Origin of the sequence: Ruegeria sp. HKCCD7303, from assembly GCF_013111185.1 — a bacterium.
GTDB lineage: Bacteria > Pseudomonadota > Alphaproteobacteria > Rhodobacterales > Rhodobacteraceae > Ruegeria.
On the sequence record NZ_WVRE01000002.1, the window covers coordinates 52859 to 78255 of the forward strand.

Sequence of the window (25397 nt, forward strand, 5' to 3'; positions counted from 1 at the left end):
CACCTTTATGTGGTTGGGATGAGGCGTTGGCGCGGGGTTTAGCCCCGAGCGCGTTAGGGAACAAGACGTGAGAGCGGGTATGAGACGGTTTGCCCTGATTTTGGCCCTTTGGCCGGGTGTTTTGGCCGCAGATGGCTTCCAGAAATTGTCCGGCGAGGAAATCCTTGCAGCTTTAACGGGCCAGAAATTGGAATATGGCAGCGGGGTCTGGCAAACTTTCGACTCCAGTATGGTCACGCAATATTTCTCGGGTGGGCCGAGTGCAGGTCGCTGGGTGGTGCGCGAAGACCAGTATTGCTCGATCTGGCCACCTTCGGACCTTTGGGCTTGTTACGACGTTTTTCGGAACGAAGATACGATCCGTTTCGTCGACGATGCCGGGGGGCGGACAGATGGCGTATTTGCCCAATAAGCGGGCGTGCTGACCTAACGCGTTCAAGACCTGTTGGCACTGGCCGCAGCGCCAGGAAAGTGGATATGCGCGGGTGCAATCCACCTGATCACGACGCGCCAACACTGGACAAACCGCGCCTTGAAAGTTCAAGCTGTGCGTGAGGAAACTATCAGGTTATTGAGATATGCGTTTATTTTCAGGTCCATTGCTTGCTGCATGCACTGCCATTTGGTTGGGTGGGGTAGGGTCCGCAGCAGCTGATACCCCGGTGACTTATACTCAGGATGGCCGCGCACTGTTCGGCTTTAATGTTCCAGACTTTTGGGCGCTGCGTACAGGTGGTCCGCGCGAAATCGAAGATACCGAGTTGGGGGATACGCGTGCCGTGTCCCGCGTCATGGGGATGCGCCCGGTTACTGATGATACTGTCTGGATGGGCTTTGTCTCGCCCGCTGGTGTCGCGACCATTGAGGATGGTGTCCGCTATTTGCAGGATATCGACAAGTTTCTGGTCAAGGACCCGACCATCACCAGCACCAGCGACACCCGCATCGGTGGATTGCCGGCGCGTGTTTTTCGGGGAACCGGGCGTCGGGAAAGCAAAGGAGTCAGCTTTACCGCGGCCCTAATTGATCTGCCAAAAAACCGCGTTGCAGTTGCCGTGGCCATCCTTCGTGACGGCGCTAATCCAGATTATGCCGACGATCTGAACGCGGTTTTCGCGTCGTTCCGGTCGTTCCAGTAAGGGGAGGGTGCTATGAGTTTGCGAAACATAAGACGGATTTCTCTTGCGCTGGGGCTGGGGGCTGCGACGTTTTCACTGTCGGCCTGTGATGGTGTCTCGGTCGGGGTCGGGGTCGGTTATGGGTATGACCCGTTTTATGACTCGATGCTCTGGAACGATTACTACCGTCGTGACGTCAATATCGACATCGATCGGCCAGATCGACCAAACCGTCCAGATCGGCCAACGCGCCCTGATCGGCCACAGCCGCCGGTTGCCAAACCGCCTGCACGGCCAAGGCCGCCAACGGCGCGCCCGCCCGCTGCACGGCCGCCTATTCACCGGCCATCGCCGCGTCGTTGATCGCAAAGGCCGCACAGGGGCGGCCTTTTTCTATGGCAGAAGCTCAGTTGTTATATGGGCTGAACCCTCAAGCGTCCGGTGCACAGGGCACTTGTCCGCAATTTCCAGCAAGCGTTGCTTTTGCGCTTGATCCAGCGGGCCGATCAATCGGATTTTGCGACGGAACTGATCCACCTTTCCTTCATTTGCGAGCCCGGCGTCCTGTGCGTGAACCTTGTCGTGACAGACATCCACGCTCACCTTTTTCAACGGCCAGTTCTTTCGGCGCGCATACATGCGTATGGTCATGGATGTACAGGCACCCAGACCGGATGAGACAAAGCCGTAAGGCGACATGCCCTTATCCGTACCGCCGTAAGAAGCTGGTTCATCCGCGACCGCGTGGTGATGCGGACCGGCCTGAATATCCTGCATATAACCGCTTGGGTCTGCTTCGGTCACACGGACGACGCCTTCCGGGGCGCCTGGCGGCGGGGCGGGCGGGCACAGTTTCACATACCGCGAAACCCAAGCTGATATCACATCGGCTGCGTATTCGGCATCGGCCGCGCGCGTGATCAGATGATCGGCATCATCAAGGGTCACAAAGCTTTTTGGATGCTTCGCCGCCAAAAAGATGGTGCTGGCATTGTCTATGCTGACCGTTTCGTCGCGTGGCGCGTGCAGGATCAATAAAGCGGCTTTTAGGTCGGTGATCGCTGCGGTCAGGGCGGATTGGGCAATGTCATCCACAAAGGCCTTGCCGATGCGGAACGGGCGCCCACCCAAAGTCACCTCGGCGCTTCCGTCCTGTTCGATCTGAGGCAGCGCCTCTTCGAAGTGATGTGAGACGTGACCGGGATCTGCTGGCGCGCCCAGTGTCACAACAGCCTTTACCGTTGGAATGCCAGCGCGTGCACGCAAAACCGCCGCACCGCCCAGCGAATGGCCGATCAACAAGGACGGTGCCATGTTCCGCCCCGCCAGAAATTGCGCAGCAGCGATCAAATCCTGGACATTCGAGGTGAAGGTCGTATTGGCAAACTCGCCCTCAGAATGGCCCAGCCCCGTAAAGTCAAAGCGCAGTACTGCAATCCCCATCGCTGCCAAGCGCGCCGAAATGCGCCGGGCTGCGGGGATGTCTTTGGAGCAGGTAAAACAATGGGCAAAGAGCGCTGTCGCCAGCACCGGGCCGTCAGGCAGATCCAGTCGTGCGGCCAATTGGCTGCCGTCATGTCCGGCAAAGGTAATGCGTTCCGTGGGCATGTCGGCTCCTTGAATGGGTTGGGGGAACACGAACAATACTGTGTTCATGTTGGTCTGGTCTCAACCCTTATGTCAGTCGCGTCACGGGAAGGTGAGAACTGAGCACGTGTCGTTTCACCCGAATATCATCACTACGCTGAAGGTTTGAAAGGCGATTTGCATTTCTGGGAGTCACATCAGGTATTGTGAAGTAATGTCGGCCAAACATTCATTTCACTTATTCTCGATGTGAACACAACTATGCAGCGAAGATGTTGCATTAGGAGATATACATGTCACACGCAGAATTCACCGCCCGCCCGAGACGCGCCCGCTGTGGGTCATCGCGCTGCTGCTGGCCGGTCTCATTGGATTTGCAATCGGACAGTCCTGGCCCGCAAATCTAACAGGGCCACAGGTTCAAGACGAACCAGTTCTTGAAGACTGGCACGGAAATGTCCGCAGATCGCACTGGTCAGAGTGAGGCTTAGGTCTCACTCCAACCCCATCAAGCGGGGATCAAATGGGTACTTGGTCAGGTTCTCGTACCCGTCTTCGGTAATGAGAACCTGATCTTCTAGCTTAATGCTAAAGTCACCACCGACCTCGCCAACGCAAGCTTCGACACACAAAACCATTCCCGGTTCCAGCGCATAGTCATAGGATCCTTCGACGGCCTTATCCGGATAAGCCACAAGCGGCCATTCGTCACAAAGGCCAACGCCGTGCATCAGGCAGCCGTATTTCTGCGCCTGAAACTTGTCGTCCAACCTGTGAGAGTTTGCTGTCAGTTCCGGAATCATCACGCCGGGTTTGAGCATTTCCATGTTGGTCATGATGTGTTCATGCGCGTGCTGCATGGCATAGATCATGTCTTCACGCGGCTTCTGATCGCCAATCCACCAACTGCGGGAAATGTCGATGCAAATCCCGTATGACCCAATCAAGTCGGTGTCGAACGAGATGATCTCGTTCTGCTGGGTGATCCGAGGGCCGCATTCCTGAAACCAAGGATTGGTCCGCTGGCCCGAGGCCAGAAGGCGCGTTTCGATCCATTCTCCGCCACGTTTGATGTTTTCTGCATGCAGGACAGCCCAAATGTCGTCTTCCGAGGTTTTCCCATCGCCCACATTGGCACGCGCGAACTTTTCCATTTCTGCGACCGCTGTCTCGCAGGCGTGGCTGGCGCAGCGCATGGCGAGGATTTCGTCAGGCCCTTTGATGGCACGGGTCTTTTCGGTCAGCTCTTCGCCTTCCATGATCTCGAACCCTTGCGCCTCAAGTGCACGCAGGCCGTGCAGCATGATCTTGTCGACGGCCAGTCGCTTGTTGCCGCCACTGTGTTCTTCGATCAGCACCCGCACTTCGTTCGAGAACACATCCGCAGCAACGTCGACCTTGTCACCCCGGTCAAAGTAAAACAGATCGGCGCCCGAACGTTGTTCACGCACCAGGGGGTTGAATGTGCTGAGGAAGGGCGAATTCTTGTAGTCCCAAATCACCATATAGCCATCAGCGCACAGCAGAACCGCGCGAAACGGGTTATGCGTGTTCCAAAGCTGCATGTTGGTGCTGTCGGTGGCATAGCGAATGTTCAACGGGTCAAACATCAGCAAGCCGCCATAGCCGCGATCTGCAATGGCCCGTGTCAGTCGCTTCCAGCGGTGTTCCCGCATCCGCGTCAGGTTGGGCAGCTCAAGCCCCGCAGCGGCCCATTCGTCAAAGGCCAACTGCGTTGGCCCGATCTCAATCCGATCATTGTCGTTCGGAGTACCGTCACCCAACGTCGCGCCTTTGCTGGGGTCAATCTTGCGCGTGTCTCGGTAATGTTGATTCATGGCGGGCCTCTTTAAGTGCTGCGGCAAAACTAAAGAGCCGACCCGTATCGTCTGACAAAATTGCGACGGCGAGGCTGTCGTTTTCGACCGACACGTGGCTCCGTGCGTGCTAAGTCTTTGTCATGAGGCAGATTCTACAAAACACAATCCCGTATGATGTTGGTAATCCACGTGCTCTGCCCGGGATACAGCCCACAACACTTGAAGATTGGCTGCATCAGGACGAGGCGTTTTCCGGTCAAATGCAGCGCCGTGAAGAGCTGCTTTGTGATCACCGAGACGACGTTCTGGCCCTTGATCCGCAAGCCGAACCTGCCGCCCAAGAGCTGCTGGATATGGTCTTGGCGCGCGTTTACCCGTCAGCAGCTGAGGCAGTTGTCCGACCCGATGGCGCGACGGTCCTCATTGATCGCAGCCAACCGTTGGATACGTTGTGCAAATTGGTGCAGGAAGACTTCTGCATTCTTCAAAAACTCGGTGAAGAGCATGTTTTGACCGGGGCGATCCTGTGCTTTCCGGCCAGTTGGCGCTTGTTGGAAAAATTCATGCGGCCTCTGGTCGACATTCATGTGCCGGTTCAGAGTTACGACGCCAATATTGCAAAGCGTGTGCAAAGATTGTTCGACGGAATTCAGCCCGGTCGTCCGTTGTGGCGTTTCAATGCTCTTTGGTATGAGGATTCCGAGCTGTTCCAGCCCCGCAGTGCCCATGCCCGACGAGAAATCCCGGATCGGCGCGAGAACTCGTTTTTGCGGAGCGAGCGGCAAACTTTATTGCGTCTGCCCGAAACAAACGCGGTCGTGTTTTCCATCCACACTTATGTGCTGGCCGCGCACGCAGTTGCAGAAATGGAAAACCCCGCCTGACGGCGGGGCCTCCAAGGAGGGTCTTGGTAATTCAGTTACATGCCCAACGCATCTGCAACATCGGCAAACGCATTGCTGGCGTTCAGTGCTACAATGGCAAAAGTGAACACAAGCACCTGGGTATTCAGGCGGAAATCTTCGCCTCGGATCAGGTTGACGGCGGCCATTGACACAGCGATTGGCGCTGAAACGCTGGCCAGAACACCTGTCATGCACCAGCTGCTCAGCCGCAAGACATCGCTTGGGCGTTCACCATCTTCTGTTATTTTGGCTCCAGGCGCGGTCTGGTCAAACGGGGGCGTGTCTTCGCTGCGGAACGCGATGCTGAGCAATTGCTCATCTGTAAGCTGGATCGGACGTGCCGTCGGGGCGTGAAGTGCACTAACAGTGTCGTCCAGCTCGGGCAGGTTGACGCCGGTGAACTGACCGGTCAGTGACTGAAAAATCTGTTTTCGGTCGCGCGTTGCGGGATTAGGCGCCAGGGTGTCGAAGGCGCTCATGAATTGTTCGACCGTTAGCACCGTGCTCGGCGAAAGCCATTCGACTCGCCGGGTCGAGCAGATATCGACCATGCGATACAAAATGACCACCAGCATCAGTTCCGAAATCTCAGTATCATCCAATAACGGGGACACGGGGGTGACTGATAGCACGAGCCGGTTTTGAGGATGTGACACGCGGGGTTTTGTTATGGTTTTTAACCCCGCGGCACGGTCCATACGCTCGTAACGGTCTTCCTGCTCGGGTGTGCCTGTATCCAGCGTAAGGCGAACCAAGTATTGGCTCGATACGATGCTGGCTTCGGAATAACTGAGCAACGCTTTGCGTTCGACCAGATGGCCATAATCTTCAAGCGTTGTGGCAACGATGGTTCCAAAACGCTCAAGAGCGCCGTTTGCGTCACCATCAAATTGCAGGCCGCCATGGTAGCTGTGCTTCCGAGCCACTGCTTTGTCCTTATTCAAGCTTTGTTCGAAAGACACTCTAGCAACCGTTCTGGGGCAGAATTTGGCGAAAAATGCAAAAAACCGAAATTTTCCCGCGATTGATTACGCTTTGGAAACCAAGAAACTAAAGGCTTTTGTTTGTCACTGTGGCGGAAATGTGGCGAAAACGGGTGCTGCGCATGTTTTCCGTGCGGCGACGTTATTGATCGATTCGGGAGGCCATGATCGCGATGGATTGCTGATACACTGAGGCTGCGTTCCACTGCTGCAATACACGGAAATTTGGCTCTCCTGGCTGATAGCCGCGCCCCGGTTTCCAGCCCTTCTTGCGAAGAAAATTTGCGGTTGAAGCCAGTGCGTCCGTCATGTTGTAGAAATCCACACGCCTGTCGCCGGTGGCATCGACCCCATAGGTCAGAGCATTGCCTGGCAGGAATTGCGTGTGGCCCAACTCGCCATGTTTTGCCCCTTTTGTCGCCATTGTGATACTCCCCTTGTCCACCAATTTCAGCGCCCCAATTGCGTGCGGAATAAAGAACTCGGATCGGCGACAATCATAGGCCAAAGTGGTTATTGCGGACACAACCTGGCTGTCGCCCATGAAGTTTCCAAATCCGGTTTCCATGCCATGAATGGCGATCAGCACGCCTGCTGGTACACCGTATTGGCGCTCGAACGCAGCATAATAGTTGGGGTTGGCGGCTTTGCGTTTGCGCCCTTGAGCGACGATAGTGTCGGCCCCTCGGACCCGCATGAATTTGTCCAATGAGTATTTAAAGCTTTTCTGATTGCGGTCCGCCGCGATGGTGCGCGTTGCGTATTGCGTTTGCGACAGCGCACGTAATCCCTTTTTTTTCACCCCGGCCTTTCGTGCCTGTTTCGCAAAATCGGTTTTCCACGCCTCAAAGCCAGCGCTGGTATTCCCGCATGGGGCGGCCAAAACGGGGGCGGTAAGAGACAAGGCAAGGATAGCAGCGAGGCGAAACATAGGTTCAATCCAACGAAGAAGAAATCTGACTTCAGCGTAGCGCGGGTGTCGAGATCGGAAAAGAAGCTAGTAGAGATCTAGCTCTCCTTTTTCCTTTAGCGTCTCAAACCATTCATCAGGGGTGGCCTTGATCCGGGCATGTTTTACCATCATGGCGTTCATGTTTGGCAGGTTGGACGCATCTGGCCACGCGTCGGGTTGCCACAGGTTTGATCGGATGACGCATTTGGGGCAATGCGCAAACACCGTATGAACGTGGATCAGCAGCGCCAGTTTAGGAGCATGGCCAGAGATGGCCATTTGCTCCAGTAGCTGCGGGTCCGCGCAGATTCGGGCTTCGCCTCGTAGTCTGAGTGTCTCCATCTTGCCAGGCACAAAGAATATCACACTGACACGCGGGTCCTTTAGAACGTTGTGAAAGGTATCCACCCGTTTGTTGCCTGGCCTGTCCGGGATCGCGATCAGTGTGTCAGACAATACCTGAACAAAACCAGCCGGGTCCCCCCTTGGTGAGATGTCCAGGTATCCGTCAGGGTTGGCCGAGGCGATCAAGCAGAACGGAGACGTTGCGATGAAGTCGCGGCACATCCGGTCCAGCGCGTTCAGTTCTTTGGCGAGGATCTGAGGCAGAGGGGAGCCTGTGATACGCTCAAGGTCCTCTGCCGTGGTCACAATGTTGGAAAACTTTGAAAAAGCGTTCATGCGATCTCTCCTGAATTGGGATCGATGGGCAGGAGTGTGAAAGATCAGCACTAACGAAACAAGGGCGCCCGATTGGACGCCCCTGCAGATTTAAACCCAAGCCCAGCTTAGCAGCTGTAATACATGCCGTATTCAACCGGGTGCGGGGTGTGCTCGTAGGTTTCGACCTCTTCCATCTTCAGTGCGATATAGCCGTCGATCTGGTCTTTGGTGAAAACGTCGCCCTGCAGCAGGAAGTCGTGATCAGATGCCAGAGCTTCCAGAGCTTCGCGCAGGCTCCCGCAAACGGTCGGAATATCGGCCAGTTCTTCGGCAGGCAGATCGTACAGGTTCTTGTCCATGGCTTCGCCCGGATCGATCTTGTTCTTGATGCCGTCCAGACCAGCCATCAGCAGTGCGGCAAACGCCAGATAGGGGTTCGCAGCCGGATCCGGGAAGCGGGCCTCAACGCGCTTGGCTTTGGGGCTTTCGGTCCATGGAATACGGACACAACCCGAACGGTTACGGGCCGAGTAGGCGCGCAGAACGGGCGCTTCGAAGCCGGGGATCAGACGCTTGTAGCTGTTGGTCGCCGGGTTGGTGAAGGCGTTCAGGGTCTTGGCGTGCTTCAGGATGCCGCCGATGAAGTAGAGTGCTTCGTCTGACAGGTCGGCGTATTTGTCACCTGCGAACAACGGCTTGCCGTCTTTCCAGATCGACATGTTCACGTGCATACCAGTGCCGTTGTCACCCGCGATCGGCTTCGGCATGAAGGTCGCCGATTTGCCGTAAGCATGCGCAACGTTGTGGATAACGTATTTGTACTTCTGCAGCTCGTCCGCTTGTTTGGTCAGGCTGTCGAAGATCAGGCCCAGTTCGTGCTGGCACGAGGCAACCTCGTGGTGGTGCTTGTCGACCTTCATGCCTAGACGCTTCATGGTCGACAGCATTTCCGAACGCAGATCCTGCGCTTCGTCAACCGGGTTCACCGGGAAGTAGCCACCCTTGACGCCCGGACGGTGGCCCATGTTGCCCATCTCGTACTCGGTGTCGGTGTTCCACGACGCGTCGGTCGCATCAACTTCGTAGGATACTTTGTTGATACTGTTCGAGAAACGAACATCGTCGAACAGGAAGAACTCGGCTTCCGGACCCATATAGGCAACGTCGCCGATGCCGGATGCTTTCAGGTAAGCTTCGGCTTTCTGAGCAGTACCGCGCGGGTCACGCTCGTATGCTTCGCCAGTGTCGGGTTCAACAACCGAGCAGTGCAGGCAGATGGTCTTTTCCGCGTAGAACGGATCGACATAGGCGCTGCCTGTGTCGGGCATCAGTTTCATGTCCGAAGCTTCGATCGATTTCCATCCCGCGATGGACGAACCGTCGAACATAAAGCCTTCTTCCAAGAAGTCTTCGTCGACCTGATCGGCCATGATCGTCACGTGCTGAAGCTTACCGCGCGGGTCGGTGAAGCGGATGTCGACGTATTCTGCGTCTTCTTCCTTGATCAGCTGAAGAACTGCGTCCTTGCTCATTCTCTTGTTTCCTCTGACTTGAAGATTTGAGTTTTACAGCGCGTCCGAACCGGTCTCGCCGGTACGGATACGGATGGCTTGTTCAATTGGTGAGACAAAAATTTTGCCATCACCGATTTTGTCGGTTTTTGCGGCCGAAACGATGGCTTCGATGGCGGCATCGACCTGATCATCGTCCAACACGACCTCGACCTTCACCTTGGGCAGAAAGTCGACGACATATTCTGCACCACGGTAGAGTTCCGTGTGTCCTTTCTGGCGGCCGAAGCCTTTGACTTCGATCACGCTGAGGCCCTGGACGCCGACGTCCTGTAATGCCTCTTTCACTTCGTCCAGTTTGAACGGCTTGATGATCGCTTCGATCTTTTTCATCCCGGCTCACCTCGCATGGTTGTCAGACCCGCAGTGATCACGTCTAAGATCAGGCGGCAATGTGATTGCGGAATTGTTGTGCGGCGGGCAGGGCGAATTTCGAGGCTGGGTGAGATTTTGGGCATGTTGCACAAAAAGTAATCGAAATTGAATCGTGGAGATGATTGAGATGACAGAGTTGCTGACAGCGGCCCAAATGCGGGCGATTGAGCAGGCCGCCATCGAGTCCGGTAAAGTGACAGGTCTGGAACTGATGGAACTGGCCGGGCTGGGCGTTGTCGACGCGATCTTCGAGGAATGGCCGGAGTTGCGGGATCGAGGGGCCAGCCCCTCGAGCTCCCCGAGGTATTTGGGGCCAGATGAAGGGGATCCCCGGCGCGCGGTGGTTTTGTGCGGGCCTGGGAACAATGGCGGCGACGGGTTTGTTGTTGCGCGTCTTCTGCGAGAGTTGGGATGGGAGGTTGAGGTTTTTCTGTATGGGGAACCAGAAAAGCTGCCTCCGGATGCGCGGGTGAATTATGAGCGGTGGGCGAAGCTTGGCGAAACGCATGCCAGAATGACCGATCCAGCGCCGTTTCATGACGATTATTTGCGCTTTCCCGACAGATTTGACCTGATTGTTGATGGGCTGTTCGGAACCGGGCTGACGCGTCCCTTTAGCGACGTGTTTGCTCACTTGGCTCTCGAAGAAACAAGATCTCTAGTTCGAGAGAAGGGCGCGCGCATCGTCTCGATCGACACCCCAAGTGGTCTGTGTGCAGACAGCGGTCATGTGATCGGGAATGCGATTGAAGCCGATCTGACGGTCACCTTCCATGCAAGAAAGATTGGGCATGTGGTGGCCGATGGACCGTTGAAGTGCGGCAACGTCAGAAACAAGTCCATCGGTCTTGCTCATTCTGAGCCCGACCAAGTCGTACGCTTGATGTCTTCACAGGATGTTTTGGTCGCGAAAGAAGTCTCTGGTCACAAATACACCCACGGTCACGCCCTAATCCTGTCGGGCGGTTCCGGAAAAACCGGCGCGGCGCGGTTAGCGGCGCGGGGGGCGCTACGAATTGGGGCCGGGTTGGTAACATTGGGGGTACCGCCCTCGGCACAGATGGAAGTGGCCAGTCAGATCACGGCTTTGATGATGCAACGGGTTGAGGGGGCGGAGAGTTTGGCTGAGGTCCTGAGCGACACGCGCCTGAATGCGCTTTGTCTGGGGCCAGCGCTTGGATTGCAGCGAGCTCGTACGTTGGTTTCTGTGGCTTTGGCGGCGAGACGGGCGACAGTGTTGGATGCCGATGCCTTGTCAGCTTTTGCAGACGATCCGACCGTCTTATTTGAGCAGATTCACGAGAAATGCGTTCTGACCCCGCATGGTGGAGAGTTTGCGAGGCTTTTCCCGGACATTGCAGAGAAGCTGAATGCGGTGCCAACCAAAGGTCCGGCTTATTCCAAGGTTGACGCTACGCGGGCCGCGGCGAAACGGGCGGGGTGTGTGGTTCTCTTCAAAGGGCAGGATACGGTGATTGCGTCACCAGATGGGCAATGCTCGATCAATGCGGCGTGTTACGAAAGGGCGGCCCCCTGGCTGGCAACCGCTGGGTCCGGCGACGTGTTGGCGGGTTTCATCACGGGTTTGCTGGCTCGTGGGTTTGCACCGATGCAAGCGGCCGAGACGGCGGCGTGGCTGCATGTGGAATGCGCGCGCCAATTCGGGCCCGGTTTGATCGCCGAAGATATTCCAGAGCAACTGCCCGAAGTGTTTAGAAAGATGAATATTTGAGTGTGTTGGCGGGGAATGGCTCAATCCACACAAAACCGGCAAAATTCCGCCGATCGCGTCTGTATGATGACAGAGCGAGTGTTTGCCAGACACACATTCGGACGGCACAGTTTTTCTGAGCACCTCCGAAACGGATTGGCGGTGATGTGTTTAAGTTAATGAAATACATTGTAAAACTTTCACGACCGCTGTGCCCAGTGTTGCGAATTTGCAATTCCTTTACAAAACAGCGCGCTGTTATCTGGAACGTCGATGCTCGGTAATCAATTAGACGGGGTGAAAGACCCGAACCATTCATGGTGAGTGAAATGACTTTTAAATTCAAAACCCTATCCGTTGCCGCCACGTTGACAGCGACGACGGTCATCCCGGCTGCGGCAGAACTGAAATATGAAAACAACACTGGTGGTTATGTTCTGCTGTACGGGCAACTGCACCCTGCGCTGATCTCGGTCGATGACGGACAAGATACCGAGACCCGCGTTCTGGACAACGATTTGTCGAACAGCCGCGTGGGCCTGCGCCTGATGCAGCCATATGGCAGCAATGAGTTCCAGTTTTGGTTCGAAACGGGTCTCGGTTTGCCGGGGTCCGCGTCGGCCGATCAATTTGGAACCAACGCTGATGGCTGGAATCGCGAAGACATTCGCCACGTGGATTTCTCGCTCAAGGGCGGCTATGGCAAGTTCTCAGCCGGTCAGGGCAGTATGGTCGCTGATGGTGCCGCAGAGGTCGATCTTTCGTATGTCGGAACTGCGTTGTATTCGTTTACCAATGATGAAAACGCAGGCTTCTTTTACCGCGATACGACCGGTTTGCTGAGCGGAATTACTGTCGGAGACAGCGCAAGCAACTTTGACGGCGGGCGCCGTGGGCGTGTGCGGTATGATACGCCATCGTTGAATGGGTTTTCGGCTGGTTTTGCGTATGGTCAGAATATTCTGTCCAGCAGCGATGATGATGACTATTACGACGTTGGCCTGTTCTATGAAAACACCTTTGCCGGTGGTGTGAAATTCGCAGCAGCCATTGCTTATGCGGTGAGAGATCGGGATGACAATTCCGGGGATAGCAAAGACACGATAGGCTCTGCGTCGGTTCTGCTGCCGAGCGGTCTGGGATTTACGATCGCGGGTGGTACGCGTGACGATGATCAGGCTGGTGCAACGGATCCGAATTACTGGTACGGCAAAATCTCGTACGAAGGAAACTGGATTTCATGGGGAAAGACGGGTGTCGGTATTGATTACTATGACGGTTCGGATTTCGACAGCAACGGGTCGGACACCAAGGCCTGGGGTATCGCGGTGGTTCAGAAAGTCGACGCGATCGATACAGACGTTTACCTGAAATACCGCAACCACGACTTTGATGACGGATCATCCTTTGACAACAACGAAGCCTGGGTTCTGGGTGCGCGTTGGAAGTTCTGATCGACGCGACAGCGCCAAACGTAAACGCCCCGGTTTCCGGGGCGTTCTTTTTTGCGGTTTAGGCGATCAAATGCTGTTGGATTCCGCCTTTGCCCCTTGCACGTAAGCTGCTGGCCAAATAGAAGGCGTCAAATTTGCCCGGCGCGCCCTTTTTGCGCGCCCCGAATCCTATGGGGACTACCATAATGCAGGTTACCGAGACGCTGAACGAAGGTCTGAAACGTGGCTACAACATCGTTGTGACCGCAGCCGAGCTGGACGACAAGGTCAATGAAAAGCTGACCGAAGCGCAGCCGGAAATCGAAATGAAAGGTTTCCGCAAGGGCAAGGTGCCGATGGCGCTGCTTAAGAAGCAGTTTGGCCAGCGCCTGCTGGGTGAAGCGATGCAGGAAAGCATCGACGGTGCGATGAACCAGCACTTTGAAGACAGCGGTGACCGCCCTGCGCTGCAGCCCGAGGTCAAGATGACCAACGAGGATTGGAAAGAAGGCGACGACGTTGAAGTGGCGATGTCTTATGAGGCACTGCCTGCAATTCCCGAGGTTGACCTGAAGTCGGTCGAGCTGGAGAAGCTGGTTGTCAAAGCTGACGATGCTGCTGTGGAAGAAGCACTGAACAACCTGGCCGAAACTGCGCAGGATTTCAAAGCGCGTCGCAAAGGTTCGAAAGCCAAAGATGGCGATCAGATCGTATTCGACTTTGTCGGCAAGGTTGACGGCGAAGAGTTCGAGGGTGGATCGGCCGAAGGTTATCCTTTGGTTCTGGGCTCGAACAGCTTCATCCCTGGCTTTGAAGAGCAGTTGGTTGGTGTGAAGGCTGAAGAAGAAAAGGACGTCAACGTCACTTTCCCCGAAGAATACGGTGCCGAGCACCTGGCTGGAAAAGATGCCGTTTTCACTTGCACCATCAAAGAAGTGAAGGAGCCGGTGGCCGCAGAAGTAAACGACGAACTGGCCATGAAATTCGGCGCCGAAGATCTGGACGCCCTGAAAGCGCAGATTTCCGAACGTCTGGAAGCAGAATACGCCGGTGCATCGCGTGCGGTCATGAAGCGCACTCTGCTGGATGTGCTGGACGAGAAAGTCTCGTTCGACCTGCCGCCGTCGCTGGTGGAAGCCGAAGCCAAGCAGATCGCGCACCAGCTGTTCCACGAGGAAAACCCGGACGTGGAAGGCCATGACCACGGCGAAGTGGAGCCCACGGAAGAGCACACCAAGCTTGCAGAGCGCCGTGTACGTCTCGGTCTGCTGCTGGCCGAGTTGGGCCAGAAGGCCGAGGTTGAAGTGACCGACGCGGAAATGACACAGGCGATCATGAACCAGGCGCGTCAGTACCCGGGTCAAGAGCGTCAGTTCTTTGAGTTCGTTCAGCAGAACGCTCAGATGCAGCAGCAAATGCGTGCGCCGATCTTTGAAGACAAGGTTGTCGACTATGTGTTCGAGCTGGCTCAGGTCAGCGAAAAGGACGTGAGCAAAGACGATCTGCAAAAAGCCGTAGAGGCTCTGGAAGAGGAGTAATCCTCTTCCGCCCATTCCCAATGGGCACAAAGCAACGGAGCCGCCTGTTGATCAGACGGCTCCGCATGGGTGGCTTTTGTATCTATGAGGTGAGGGGGTCAGGCCTCATGAGCAAAAGCGCGGGGGGTTTCTAACAGAGCGGTTCTCTGCTCTGGGGTGAACGTGTCCATCAGCGTCTCTATCAGCTTAAGGACATCCTGCCGCTCAGCTTCGGTTTTTGCGGCGTTCATCTGTTCCACAAAATACTTCTCAAGATCGGTGAGCGGTTGGTGGTTGGTGTTGGCTGGCGCTTCAGTTTTGCCCTGAGCAAACAGTTCCAGCGCCTGTTCATCGGACATAAAGACATCGTGATCGATGCCAGCATAGTCGCGGATGCCCGAAATACGCTCGTCTGAGCAATCCATCAGAGCTGCCATTGCCACCACTTTACCCATAGGTTTGGCTGAGCCAAGGTAGTCATATGGAGCGTTTCCTGATCGCTGGAGAACGCGGTTCATGACCGGGTCGATGACGGCGATCGAATCCAGCACGCCAGCGGTTTTTGCATATTCGAACGATCCGATCATGACCTCGCTGGTGACATAGGACACAGAGTTTTTGCCGCGGCCGCGGCCCAGTTTCTTGGTGTCGACGCAGAAACGGGTTGCTTCCCAAACCTGCGAACTGCGGAGTGGTGGCTCTCCGTCCAAGATCGAGTTGAATACGTCCGACAACATGTGTGGACCAGTTGTCTGCAACAGGCGCATACAACCGACGACTTCCCCCTCGTCGTTGATGCTGACCACATGCGCAGGATTTAGGTCGTCGAACATGTCGCGCTCGCGACCGTCCACGATATTAACTTCCCAGCCCAAACGATCCCCGAACACACGAGCCCGAAGCTTGAACATATCGTCCAGGACGTCTTTGAATTTATGTTGGTTGATACCATCAATTACGATGATCATTTCCATCCCCCTGCAGTCTGGTTACCGTGACACAACATTTAACCATATTGTGATCGGGGACTATTGGGGATTTCCCGTATTTTTGCGATTTTTTACTTAACCCGGTGCTATTAAGCCCAGACCTATTGCCCGTCCGATGGCTTGGGGAGTGGTCAGCGCGCCCAGTTTTTCCCGACCCGACCGCATGTGAACCTCAACCGTTCGGTGCGAGATAGACAAAATATCGCCGACATCTTGTTGGGATTTGCCTTCGGCAACCCATTGCAAAATCTCTTTTTCGCGCGTGGACAGGGCAGGGAGGTAAAGCGCTTTGGCCAGAACGCCAGACTGCATAACCATGTCATGAGCATGCACAGCCGCCATTTGCAGATCGCCCATAACATGCTTTTTCAGCTTTTCCCACTCACCGTCTGAACAATCGCGTGTCACGCTGAGAATCCCGCACTCGCCATAAGGACCACGAACAGGGACAGTCAACCCGCGTGGGGTAATGCCAAAGTCATGCGCGTCGCGAAAAACAGCGTTGAAGTTTTCGTCCTGATTAAAGCGGCTCCAATCGACCGGGGCGATGCTTAGAACGGATTGATAGATTGTGGGATCGAAATGGTGATACCCGTGGCTGCCATAATGAATCTTCCACTCGTCAGGATAGTTTGCATATCCTTGCACATCCCCTTTGACAGGGTTCATCGTGGCATAGGACGCGTAGTCGAATCCAAGCTCCTCGCAGACAGAATTTATAACGTCTGCGGTCGACTTTTCCTCGTGGTCAAGCGCGGCCAAGTCTATCAGTTTCACCTGTCCAACCTTTGTTTAGCCCTTCCCATCCCTCAAGAAGTGCCAAGTTTGTCCGTATTCAACGCTACGTTGCGTCAACCGATGCGCAAAGCGCAAGGGAAGTGTTCATATCTCGCAGTTTGGTGCGTGTTTTGCGCAACATTAAACCTCGAATGCAGCTGAATATGGTGATATTGCGGGGGATTTGACGTGAATTCGCGTCGAATGTCCATAGTTAATCGCTAGATTGTGCAGACTGCTACTGCGATTTCAATCCAGTTTCTACCAGCAATCCGCGGGCTTTGGCCTCGGGCCAATACCCTTTGGCATACAGAAAGATCGCGCGTTGCTGGTCTCCATCAGACAGCAACCATGCCCCGCGCAGGTATTTGCCTGCGAATTCTAGGTTGGTATCCGCGTCCAGCAATCCTTCGGCATTGCCTTTGTATCCCATGGACCGTGCTGTGGCTGGGAGGATCTGCAATAGCCCATAATATGGGCGGTTCACTGCCCATGGGCGGTGTGTGCTTTCGCGGATGGCCAGTTTATGCACAAGCTCACGGGGCAGCTCGTAATGGTCTGCCCATTTGTTGATCGACGCTCTGAGTTCAGGGGTTTCGTTTGGATATAGCGGTGGGTTGTATAGGGACGTGTCCGCTTTGGAGACTTCTCCGCCACCACAGGCAAGAAGTGGCGTTGCGAACAAAAGAGCAAGAATGCTGCGGCGGGGGTAAACAGGCATCATGAATCTCCGGTCAATAGGGCGCTATGATATGGAACGTTTGTCCGGTCGCAACACTAGCGATCAATTTGGGCCGAAATTTGCTGGTGTGACTGCGGCGCACAAAAAAGGCCGCACAAATTGCGCGGCCTTTGGATTGGTAGGTTCGAAACCTGATCAGGCTTTCGCTTCGTCTTCCTCAGCAGGAGAGACTTCGGCAGCCAGGTCATCATCATCTGACGCAGCCGAGCCGATGTCGTCGAACAGTTCGGCGATTTCGAATTCAGCAGCGGCTTCTTCTTCAGCAGCCAGTTCCTGGATCGATTTACCCGATGCCTGAAGTTCAGCTTCTTCTTCCGAACGAGCAACGTTCATCTTGATCGCGACTTCGACCTCGGGGTGGAGACGAACACCAACGGTGTGCAGACCCAGTTCCTTGATCGGAGCAAGCAAGACGACCTGCTTCTTGTCGACGGTGAAACCGGCCTCAGTCGCAGCGTCTGCCGCGTCACGCGGGGTGACAGAGCCGTACAGAGCGCCAGCATCGGATGCCGAGCGAATCACGATGAACTGCTGACCGTCCAGCTTTTCAGCCAGTGCTTCAGCTTCTTTCTTGGTTTCCAGGTTGCGGGCTTCCAGCTGCGCTTTCTGGGCTTCGAACGAGGCGATGTTCGCATCGGACGCGCTCAGCGCTTTGCCTTGGGGCAGCAGGAAGTTGCGGGCATAGCCGGGCTTGACGTCAACGACGTCGCCCATCTGACCCAGTTTCGCAACGCGTTCCAGCAGGATAACTTGCATGTCAGTGTCTCCTTACTTCACGGCGTAGGGCAGCAGGGCGAGGAAGCGGGCGCGTTTGATAGCACGGGCCAGTTCACGCTGCTTTTTCGCCGAAACGGCGGTGATGCGCGAAGGAACAATCTTGCCACGCTCAGAGATGTAGCGCTGCAGCAGACGGGTGTCCTTGTAGTCGATTTTCGGCGCGTTCTCACCCGAGAACGGGCAGACCTTACGACGGCGGAAAAATGGTTTTGCGGCCATGGTTTAGTGTCCTTTCCTCAGGCGGTGATCAACGACGCTCGCGGCGGTCGCCACGTTCGTCACGCTTCTGCATCTGAATCGACGGGCCGTCTTCGTGGCCGTCGACCTTGATGGTCAGAACACGCATGACATCGTCATGCAGGCGCATCAGGCGTTCCATTTCCTGAACCGCACCCGAGGGGGCATCGGTCTTCAGGAAGGCATAGTGGCCTTTGCGGTTTTTGTTGATCTTGTAGGCCATCGTCTTGACGCCCCAGTACTCGCTGTCGACGAGGCTGCCGCCATTGTCGGCCAGTACGGTGCCAAAGTGTTCGACGAGGCTTTCCGCCTGCGCGTTGGACAGGTCCTGACGCGCGATCATTACATGCTCATACAGTGGCATGTGCACTCCTGTTTATATCAAGGCGCATTTCATAGGCGGGGCCATCTGGTCCTTCGCGACCCTGCCACGAGAGGCTGCGCGATTCATATGACTGCGAAGGATGGCCCCGTATACACGTTTGAGCGGGCGGGGCAAGCCCTGCCAGATATGCCTTTGAGACGCCGCCCAATTTCCTTTGGGGTGCCCAATTGCTGACGCTTTTCGGCTCAAAGTTGTTTTGCATACCGGACGATACCCGGAGCCAATTTTTATTCGACAGTAACCTGACAAAAGGTGAAATGTTATGACCGCGATGAACACAAACACATACCGGGAAGATGCGGCGGGATCGCGTTTTGAGCACTCGGTCCCGGTAATGATTGCCTTCGCGCCGAATTGGAAGGCGCGTCTGATCCTGGCGCGGATGGTTGGCGCTTTTCTGATCGTATCGGCGTTTTCCATGTGGCTGATGCCGGGGTCCGTCATTGAGGCTGAAGTCTGGCCCATCAAGATGGCCGCTTCGATGCTGTTTTTGATCGTTGGTGTCAGCCTGCTGACAATCGAGGTTCTTGATCCTCGTCCTGATGCCTATTTCGACCCAATTCGCCGCGAAGTACGAGTGCTGCAGAAGAACGAGGACGGGCGTCCGCAGACTGTTTTGCGCCGCAGCTATGACTCTTTGGGTGGTGCGCGTTTTGAAGAGAATGAAGTTCATCTGTTTGACGTGGACGGAAGCTTGTTGATGAAGCTGCCGCTTGAATCGGCGGATGTCAGCCGAGCCCTGAAAGGACAGCTGAGCAAAAGCGTAACAATTTTCGGCTGATATTTATTCTGTTCAAAAAGGAACAGAAATTGTTAGCCAACAGAGGTTGTGTGCCGCCCTAGGGCGGCACATCTTGTTTTTGAGCAACCCCATCGGCTTGCATTCACAAAAACGCGGAGATTGTTATGAAATCCACCCTTCTTGCTGCTGCTTTGGCCGTTTCGGCGACTGCTTCGTTCGCCAGCGCTGAGAAATACGTGCTGGACCCCAGCCACAGCCAGGTTCTTTTCAGCTATGACCACCTTGGGTTTTCGACCACCTATGGCATGTTCTCGGGCTTTGAGGGCGAGATCATGTTTGATCAGGAAAACCCTGCGGCGTCCAGCGTCAGCGTTTCGATGCCAGTCATGGAGATGTTCACCGGCTGGAAGCCGCGCGAAGATCACTTTATGACCGAGGATTTCTTCGGCGCTGCCGAGGGCGATCTGATCACTTTCACTTCGACCGGTATCGAGGTGACGGGCGACGACACCGCCAACATCACCGGCGATTTGACCATGAATGGCGTCACCAAATCCGTTGTTCTGGACGCCAAGTTGAACAAAGCGGACAGCCACCCGATGGCCAACAAGCCTTGGGCCGGCTTCAACGCAACGACAACTTTGGTTCGCAGCGATTTCGATCTGGGTCAGTTTGCACCGTTTGTCGGTGACGAAGTTCAGGTTCAAATCTCGATAGAGGCCCAAAAGGCCGACTAAAGCCCACATTGCTAAAGACAAAGCCGCCGGTGAGCATTTCACCGGCGGTTTTTTGTTGAACCGTCCTTATTCCGCGTGGATAGCCCTAGGATCATTCCGCGCGGGTAGCTGTAAGGTCGACGGAAACAGAGACGGCAAAACCCAGGGATTCCTCGGTGGGCTGTGACGTGCCGACATCAAATTCCAAGCGGTTCAAATCAACCGAGCCAGACATTACGGCTGTTTCACCCTCAACATCCAGCGAGAAGGGCAGCACGATATCAATCGTTTTGTCGCGAATTGTCAGGGGGCCGCGAGCTTCAAACCCGGTTTCGGTCCTGAAGAGGTCAGCAGTGAATTGAGCAGTGGGGAATTGCGCCGTATTGAAGAAATCGGCACCCATGGCCTGCTCGGTAACTGTACCAAGATTGAGCGAGCCAATGGCAATGGTGACGACCACTGATCCCGCAGGTCCGACTTGCGCCGGGTCGTCGAATGTGATGGCCGCCGTCCAGTCTGTAAAGGAACCGGTGACGGGGCTGCCCAGTTGCGAGATCGTAATCGACAGAGTGCCTGTCTGAACTTGCCAGTCCGATTGAACCTCGGCCAGTTCGATGTCGGTGTCTCCAGCTTCCCGAGCGAATTCACCCGTGACCCAACCGCCCGTCAAAACCATAGCCCAGACCGCCAAAGCGGCAACTGCGGGAACGAGAGAATGGTGTTGTCGCGGGGGTTCAGGCGCATCCGAACGTCCTGGCAGCATTCTGCGCAACGTGCTGTCTTTATCGACGACATGGTGTTTCAACGCGCCAGCGATGTGCAGAACCAGAGAACCGACCAAAACCCACATGAACAGCCAATGAAGCACGCCTGTAACCTCGGCCAGTACGTCGGACTTGGGAACAAAGGGCAAGTTTTGCCCAAAAGGCCATAGGATCGGAGCAAAGCCTTCTGTTGCGGCGTGGTGAACCCACCCGCTGAGAGGAACAAGAACCAAGGATCCATAAAGAAGCCAGTGAACGGTCTCTGCGGCGAAGGCCTCGGGCTTGTTTTCGGCATTCAAAAGGCCGGGCTTTGTTTGGGTGAGGGCCCACAGGATACGCGCCAATGCGACGAAGAACACTGCGATCCCGACTGTTTTGTGCAGCGAAAAGACGCGCGCTGCGCGGGCGATCTCGGCTTCGGTTGGTGCGGTGTCTGCGTGAAGAACCGCATATGCAAGGTTGTCTGCGACCCAGCCGAGCGGCAAGGCCGTCAGGATCAGCAGGGCTGTGAGCCAGTGAAACGTCTTTGCAACGCTTCCGTAGCTGGAAAAGGAATTGGTCGCGGCCATGGGTCGTGGACTCCGAGATTCTTGATCTTGTCCAACGTAAAGCTGACAGAATGAGACACAAGTAAGCGCGGGCGCACAGCAACAGTGCCAGAATGCAGAACGCAGGCAGCGCTTGTGCCAGACGAGCAGTCAGTTTACACCCCGCCGCAACCTAACAGCATGCATGAGGTTGCAATGACACTCGCGTTCGTTTTTCCGGGGCAGGGCGCCCAGACAATCGGTATGGGCAAAGCGCTGGCCGAGGCTTACCCGGCGGCGCAAGCCATCTTTGATGAGGTGGACGACGCTCTGGGTGAGAAACTGAGCAGCCTGATCTGGGATGGCGATATCGCTGAGTTGACGCTGACACAGAATGCGCAACCCGCGTTAATGGCAACGTCAATGGCCGCAATGCGTGCCTTGGAGGCCGAGGGTGTTTCAATCAGCAAGACCGCTTTTGTGGCGGGGCACTCGCTTGGTGAATATTCCGCTTTGGCCGCTGCTGGAGCGTTATCGGTTGCCGACACCGCGCGCCTGTTGCGCACGCGCGGGCAAGCCATGCAAAGCGCCGTGCCCGTGGGTGAGGGGGCCATGGCCGCTGTTCTCGGGCTGGACCTTGAAGCGGTACGCGCCGTTGCCGAAGAGGCCGCGCAGGGCGAGGTATGTCAGGCGGCCAATGACAACGACCCAACCCAGGTTGTTGTGTCCGGTTCAAAAGCCGCCGTTGAGCGTGCTGCTGAGATCGCCAAAGAAAAAGGGGCTAAACGTGCAGTTATGTTGCCTGTAAGTGCTCCATTTCACTGTGCGCTGATGCAACCTGCTGCAGATGTAATGGCGGAAGCCCTTGCTGCAGTCGAAATTAAGGCACCTGCAGTGCCGTTGGTCGCCAATGTACGCGCTGAGGCGGTCAGCGACCCTGATTTGATCCGTCAGTTGCTTGTCGAACAAGTGACGGGCTCGGTGCGCTGGCGCGAAAGCGTGCAGTACATGGCTGCGCAGGGTGTGACCGAGACATGGGAGATTGGCGCCGGCAAAGCACTCTCTGGAATGATCCGTAAAACCGACCGTGCCATCGCCGGCAAAGCTGTGGGTGCGCCGGAAGATGTTCATAAGGCCCTTCAGGCCGAATCGTAAGCTGAATGCGCGTCTTTGCCGACGCACCAAGAGGGAAACTGTATGTTTGATTTGACAGGTAAAAACGCACTGATCACTGGTGCGTCAGGGGGCATCGGTGGTGACATTGCACGTGCACTGCACGGCGCGGGTGCAACGGTTGGGTTGTCCGGTACACGGGTCGAACCGCTGCAAGCCCTTGCTGATGAGCTTGGCGAGCGTGCACATGTACTGCCTTGTAATCTGAGTGATCCCGAAGCTGTGGAGGCGCTGCCGAAGCAAGCGGCCGAGGTGATGGGATCGGTCGACATTCTGGTCAACAACGCCGGTATAACGCGCGACAATCTGTTTATGCGTATGTCAGACGAGGAATGGCAAAGCGTCATTGACGTGAACATGACCTCGACCATGAAACTGTGTAAAGGCGTGATCCGGGGCATGATGAAGGCCCGATGGGGGCGCATCGTGAATGTCTCGTCCATCGTGGCGGCTATCGGTAATCCGGGGCAAACTAACTACGCCGCTTCAAAGGCCGGAATGATTGGTTTTTCCAAGGCCTTGGCCCATGAAGTTGCAACGCGCGGTATCACCGTAAATGCCGTGGCGCCGGGTTTCATCACAACGGCAATGACAGAAAAGCTGAGCGAGGATCAGAAAAAGGGTTTGTTGACCAAGGTTCCGGCGGGCCGCATGGGCGACCCCAGAGAAATTGCTGCGGCGGTTCTGTACCTCGCAAGCCCCGAAGCAGGCTATGTCACCGGAAGCACCTTGCATGTGAACGGCGGTATGGTCATGTTGTGATCGCATCAGGGGCGAGCGCGAAAGCGTTTGCCTCTTGCGTCGACTATGCTATAGGCGGCGCATCTATGCGGGGCCGGTCTTTCAGGTCGGCCTTCTACTTTCCCGGTTTCCCGGGACCCAAACCGCCCGAAACGGGCAAATCAAAGCCAACCCGTGCGGGCAAGGGCAGAATCGGGCAGACCGCCCTGTAAAGGAATGAGGAATAGATATGAGCGACGTCGCAGATCGCGTTAAGAAGATCGTTGTTGAGCACCTGGGTGTTGAAGAAGATAAGGTCGTTGAAAACGCGTCCTTCATCGACGATCTGGGCGCAGACAGCCTGGACACTGTTGAGCTGGTTATGGCCTTCGAAGAAGAGTTCGGCATCGAGATCCCCGATGACGCAGCCGAAACCATTCAAACATTCGGCGACGCGGTTAAGTTCATCAGCGAAGCGTCCTAAGCGTTTCTATCTGATCAAAAGCGGCGCTTCCGAGCAACGGAGGCGCCGTTTTTTTGTGCCCGATCAAATTTCGGTCTTGCGTGGTCATTTTCCACTGCGCACTGTTTCCATTGAGGCAAAACTCAAAGTGGACAGGGCATGATAAGATCCACTCCAATGATAAATACCGCGCGTTTGACGCTTTGCGCCATGCGCCCCGAGGATTTTGAGCGGTTCGCCGAAATCTGGCGTGACCCTTGCGTCGTTCAGAATATTGGCGGGACGCCACGGTCACGTGGCGAAGCGTGGGATTCGTTTCTGCGAAATGCTGGGCATTGGCAAATGGCCGGATTCGGCCAGTGGGGCGTAATGCAGCAGTCAACGCGTACGCTGATAGGGCAGGCAGGGTTCTTCTACGGCAACCGACGTATGGGGGAGGATTTTGACGGTTTCCCCGAAGCCGGTTGGATCCTAGCCCCCGAAGCTCAGGGCCAAGGGTTGGGATATGAAGCGGCCAAGGCCGCCCATGATTGGTTTGATCGGGTGATTCCCGGACCTTTGGTTGCAATGGTGAACGCGTCGAATACGTCTTCGCAGAAGCTCGCGAAAAAGCTGGGCTATGTTCTGATCCGTGAAGGGGTATATAATGAAACCCCGGTGCATTTGTTGCGGCGCAACGGACCACCCGCCCGCGCGTAATTCCGCCAGTTCGCCTATATGCCGCAAAATGGCCAAACTGTGCCGATCCCGGTAAATCGGGTTTGGAATGTGTGATCTATGCTGCCGGGGATTTTCAGAGCGATTGAGCGGAGGAGCAAGCTCATGAGGATTTACCCCACGATGGAACTGCAGAACGGCCGGTGTGTCACGCTGGATAAAGGCCGTCTGGATAACGCGATGATCTGGCATGTGAATCCGGTTGAAACCGCGCGGAGCTGGGCCGAGGCAGGTGCCGAATGGATGCATCTGACTGATTTCGACGCGATTGAAGGCAAGGACACCAACGCCCAGCTGATTGAGGAAATCATTCGCGGAGCAGAGATTCCCGTGCAACTGGCCGGCGGTATGCGCACACGTGAACAGGTCGAATACTGGATCGACAAAGGGGTGGGGCGTGTCGTTATCGGCACGTTGGCCGCGCTGGAGCCGAATCTGGTCAAAGAACTGGCCAAGCTCTATCCGGATCAGATCGTGCTGTCTGTCGACGTCTGGCAGGGATTTGTCATGACGGATGGCTGGCGTAACCAGAGCGCCTTTACACCCGAGGCATTTATTGACGCGTTTGAGGGCGTTCCGTTTGCAGCGATTGTCGTCACGGATATCGATAGCGACATGGAAGATGTAGACGCGCAGCTTGGTTTGATTTCCGGGATCGCCGGGCATTCCCGGACCCCGGTAATTGCAAGCGGAGTCGTGCGCACGGCGGACGATATATCCCGTCTGGCCTATATCCCGAACATTTCGGGCGCAATTGTCGGGCGGGCGCTGTTCCGAAAGTCGCTGGAATTGTCAGATGCTCTGGAGATGGCTAAGGCCGCACACGAGCCAGTGGCGCAGTTCCAATAAGCCGAATAAACAAACCATCCCGCCCTTTCTGCTGCGCGCGTGAAAGGGCGGGTACTGTGTTTTCCTTAAAATACGCGTTTCTCTGGGTGATCGGCGGCAGGATGCCGGCGCGGAAATCGCCCTTGCTCTTGCCCCCGGACCCCGGGCCGGGGTATGAGCGGTTCTCATAACAGGAAGCAGGCAA

At 55.8% G+C, this 25397-nt stretch carries 28 protein-coding genes; 14 read left to right on the forward strand and 14 right to left on the reverse strand.

The window, feature by feature from the left end; genetic code table 11:
• The first annotated feature begins 79 nt into the window (after positions 1-79).
• The 3 genes from GS630_RS04845 (at position 80) to GS630_RS04855 (ending at position 1481) form a co-directional block, all read left to right on the forward strand.
• Positions 80-412, forward strand: a complete 333-nt coding sequence (locus GS630_RS04845; RefSeq protein WP_171618762.1) for a hypothetical protein — start codon at positions 80-82, stop codon at positions 410-412.
• Between the two features lie 166 nt (positions 413-578).
• Positions 579-1139 (forward strand): hypothetical protein, encoded by a 561-nt coding sequence (locus GS630_RS04850; protein ID WP_171618764.1) that lies wholly within the window; start codon positions 579-581, stop codon positions 1137-1139.
• Positions 1140-1151: 12 nt separating this feature from the next.
• Positions 1152-1481, forward strand: a complete 330-nt coding sequence (locus GS630_RS04855; protein ID WP_171234521.1) for a hypothetical protein — start codon at positions 1152-1154, stop codon at positions 1479-1481.
• A 30-nt stretch (positions 1482-1511) separates the two neighbouring features.
• On the opposite strand, the gene GS630_RS04860 is transcribed toward GS630_RS04855, so the two are convergent.
• Positions 1512-2726 carry a bifunctional alpha/beta hydrolase/OsmC family protein gene (locus tag GS630_RS04860; protein WP_171179564.1) on the reverse strand — a complete coding sequence of 405 codons (1215 nt, stop codon included), beginning with the start codon at positions 2724-2726 and terminating at the stop codon, positions 1512-1514.
• A gap of 473 nt (positions 2727-3199) precedes the next feature.
• Entirely contained in the window at positions 3200-4543 is a 1344-nt protein-coding gene (dddP, locus tag GS630_RS04865) for a dimethylsulfonioproprionate lyase DddP (protein ID WP_171618766.1), read from the reverse strand.
• Positions 4544-4665: 122 nt separating this feature from the next.
• Here dddP and GS630_RS04870 point away from each other — a divergent pair, with 122 nt between their 5' ends.
• A complete protein-coding gene (locus GS630_RS04870) occupies positions 4666-5409 on the forward strand; it encodes a DUF3445 domain-containing protein (protein ID WP_171618768.1) in 744 nt (247 codons plus the stop codon).
• Positions 5410-5444: 35 nt separating this feature from the next.
• Here GS630_RS04870 and GS630_RS04875 read toward each other — a convergent pair whose 3' ends face one another.
• From GS630_RS04875 to GS630_RS04895, 5 genes are all read right to left on the reverse strand, one after another.
• The gene (locus tag GS630_RS04875; RefSeq protein WP_348540091.1) at positions 5445-6356 is read right to left on the reverse strand and encodes a hypothetical protein; all 912 of its coding nucleotides are present in this window, start codon (positions 6354-6356) and stop codon (positions 5445-5447) included.
• A gap of 199 nt (positions 6357-6555) precedes the next feature.
• A complete protein-coding gene (locus GS630_RS04880) occupies positions 6556-7344 on the reverse strand; it encodes a lytic transglycosylase domain-containing protein (protein ID WP_171179572.1) in 789 nt (262 codons plus the stop codon).
• 66 nt (positions 7345-7410) lie between these two features.
• On the reverse strand, positions 7411-8046 hold the full coding sequence (locus GS630_RS04885; RefSeq protein WP_171618770.1) for an MSMEG_1061 family FMN-dependent PPOX-type flavoprotein: 636 nt from the start codon (positions 8044-8046) through the stop codon (positions 7411-7413).
• Positions 8047-8153: 107 nt separating this feature from the next.
• Positions 8154-9560: a type I glutamate--ammonia ligase gene (glnA, locus tag GS630_RS04890; RefSeq protein WP_171179577.1), complete on the reverse strand. Its 1407-nt coding sequence runs from the start codon at positions 9558-9560 to the stop codon at positions 8154-8156.
• Positions 9561-9593: 33 nt separating this feature from the next.
• Positions 9594-9932: a P-II family nitrogen regulator gene (locus tag GS630_RS04895; protein WP_171179579.1), complete on the reverse strand. Its 339-nt coding sequence runs from the start codon at positions 9930-9932 to the stop codon at positions 9594-9596.
• Between the two features lie 169 nt (positions 9933-10101).
• Between GS630_RS04895 and GS630_RS04900 the strand changes: the two genes are divergently transcribed.
• The 3 genes from GS630_RS04900 (at position 10102) to tig (ending at position 14656) form a co-directional block, all read left to right on the forward strand.
• Positions 10102-11706, forward strand: coding sequence for an NAD(P)H-hydrate dehydratase (locus GS630_RS04900; RefSeq protein WP_171618772.1), 1605 nt, complete (start codon positions 10102-10104; stop codon positions 11704-11706).
• 308 nt (positions 11707-12014) lie between these two features.
• Positions 12015-13139, forward strand: coding sequence for a porin (locus GS630_RS04905; RefSeq protein WP_171179582.1), 1125 nt, complete (start codon positions 12015-12017; stop codon positions 13137-13139).
• Positions 13140-13324: 185 nt separating this feature from the next.
• The gene (gene tig / locus GS630_RS04910; RefSeq protein WP_171618774.1) at positions 13325-14656 is read left to right on the forward strand and encodes a trigger factor; all 1332 of its coding nucleotides are present in this window, start codon (positions 13325-13327) and stop codon (positions 14654-14656) included.
• Between the two features lie 98 nt (positions 14657-14754).
• On the opposite strand, the gene GS630_RS04915 is transcribed toward tig, so the two are convergent.
• The 6 genes from GS630_RS04915 to rpsF all read right to left on the reverse strand — a co-directional run bounded on the left by GS630_RS04915 (position 14755) and on the right by rpsF (position 18521).
• Positions 14755-15603 carry an acyl-homoserine-lactone synthase gene (locus GS630_RS04915; RefSeq protein WP_171179586.1) on the reverse strand — a complete coding sequence of 283 codons (849 nt, stop codon included), beginning with the start codon at positions 15601-15603 and terminating at the stop codon, positions 14755-14757.
• 96 nt (positions 15604-15699) lie between these two features.
• Positions 15700-16401 carry a LuxR family transcriptional regulator gene (locus GS630_RS04920; RefSeq protein ID WP_171179589.1) on the reverse strand — a complete coding sequence of 234 codons (702 nt, stop codon included), beginning with the start codon at positions 16399-16401 and terminating at the stop codon, positions 15700-15702.
• Between the two features lie 238 nt (positions 16402-16639).
• A complete protein-coding gene (locus GS630_RS04925) occupies positions 16640-17122 on the reverse strand; it encodes a transglycosylase SLT domain-containing protein (protein ID WP_371732260.1) in 483 nt (160 codons plus the stop codon).
• A 156-nt stretch (positions 17123-17278) separates the two neighbouring features.
• Positions 17279-17899 carry a 50S ribosomal protein L9 gene (gene rplI / locus GS630_RS04930; RefSeq protein WP_171179592.1) on the reverse strand — a complete coding sequence of 207 codons (621 nt, stop codon included), beginning with the start codon at positions 17897-17899 and terminating at the stop codon, positions 17279-17281.
• A 12-nt stretch (positions 17900-17911) separates the two neighbouring features.
• Positions 17912-18139, reverse strand: a complete 228-nt coding sequence (rpsR, locus tag GS630_RS04935) for a 30S ribosomal protein S18 (protein ID WP_005608650.1) — start codon at positions 18137-18139, stop codon at positions 17912-17914.
• A 28-nt stretch (positions 18140-18167) separates the two neighbouring features.
• A complete protein-coding gene (gene rpsF, locus GS630_RS04940; protein ID WP_171179594.1) occupies positions 18168-18521 on the reverse strand; it encodes a 30S ribosomal protein S6 in 354 nt (117 codons plus the stop codon).
• Between the two features lie 283 nt (positions 18522-18804).
• Between rpsF and GS630_RS04945 the strand changes: the two genes are divergently transcribed.
• The gene (locus GS630_RS04945) at positions 18805-19323 is read left to right on the forward strand and encodes a hypothetical protein (RefSeq protein ID WP_171179598.1); all 519 of its coding nucleotides are present in this window, start codon (positions 18805-18807) and stop codon (positions 19321-19323) included.
• Between the two features lie 125 nt (positions 19324-19448).
• On the forward strand, positions 19449-20021 hold the full coding sequence (locus tag GS630_RS04950; protein WP_171234510.1) for a YceI family protein: 573 nt from the start codon (positions 19449-19451) through the stop codon (positions 20019-20021).
• Between the two features lie 91 nt (positions 20022-20112).
• Here the strand turns inward: GS630_RS04950 and GS630_RS04955 are convergent, their stop codons facing one another.
• Positions 20113-21333 carry a cytochrome b/b6 domain-containing protein gene (locus tag GS630_RS04955; RefSeq protein ID WP_171618776.1) on the reverse strand — a complete coding sequence of 407 codons (1221 nt, stop codon included), beginning with the start codon at positions 21331-21333 and terminating at the stop codon, positions 20113-20115.
• 174 nt (positions 21334-21507) lie between these two features.
• Here GS630_RS04955 and fabD point away from each other — a divergent pair, with 174 nt between their 5' ends.
• From fabD to GS630_RS04980, 5 genes are all read left to right on the forward strand, one after another.
• Entirely contained in the window at positions 21508-22446 is a 939-nt protein-coding gene (gene fabD / locus GS630_RS04960) for an ACP S-malonyltransferase (RefSeq protein WP_171618778.1), read from the forward strand.
• A 42-nt stretch (positions 22447-22488) separates the two neighbouring features.
• Positions 22489-23226, forward strand: coding sequence for a 3-oxoacyl-[acyl-carrier-protein] reductase (fabG, locus tag GS630_RS04965; protein WP_171234507.1), 738 nt, complete (start codon positions 22489-22491; stop codon positions 23224-23226).
• A 208-nt stretch (positions 23227-23434) separates the two neighbouring features.
• Positions 23435-23668 (forward strand): acyl carrier protein, encoded by a 234-nt coding sequence (locus GS630_RS04970; protein WP_050602116.1) that lies wholly within the window; start codon positions 23435-23437, stop codon positions 23666-23668.
• A 138-nt stretch (positions 23669-23806) separates the two neighbouring features.
• Positions 23807-24346, forward strand: a complete 540-nt coding sequence (locus GS630_RS04975; RefSeq protein ID WP_171179607.1) for a GNAT family N-acetyltransferase — start codon at positions 23807-23809, stop codon at positions 24344-24346.
• A gap of 123 nt (positions 24347-24469) precedes the next feature.
• Complete coding sequence (locus GS630_RS04980) at positions 24470-25213, forward strand: HisA/HisF-related TIM barrel protein (protein WP_171179609.1); 744 nt, start codon at positions 24470-24472, stop codon at positions 25211-25213.
• Positions 25214-25397 lie beyond the last annotated feature (184 nt).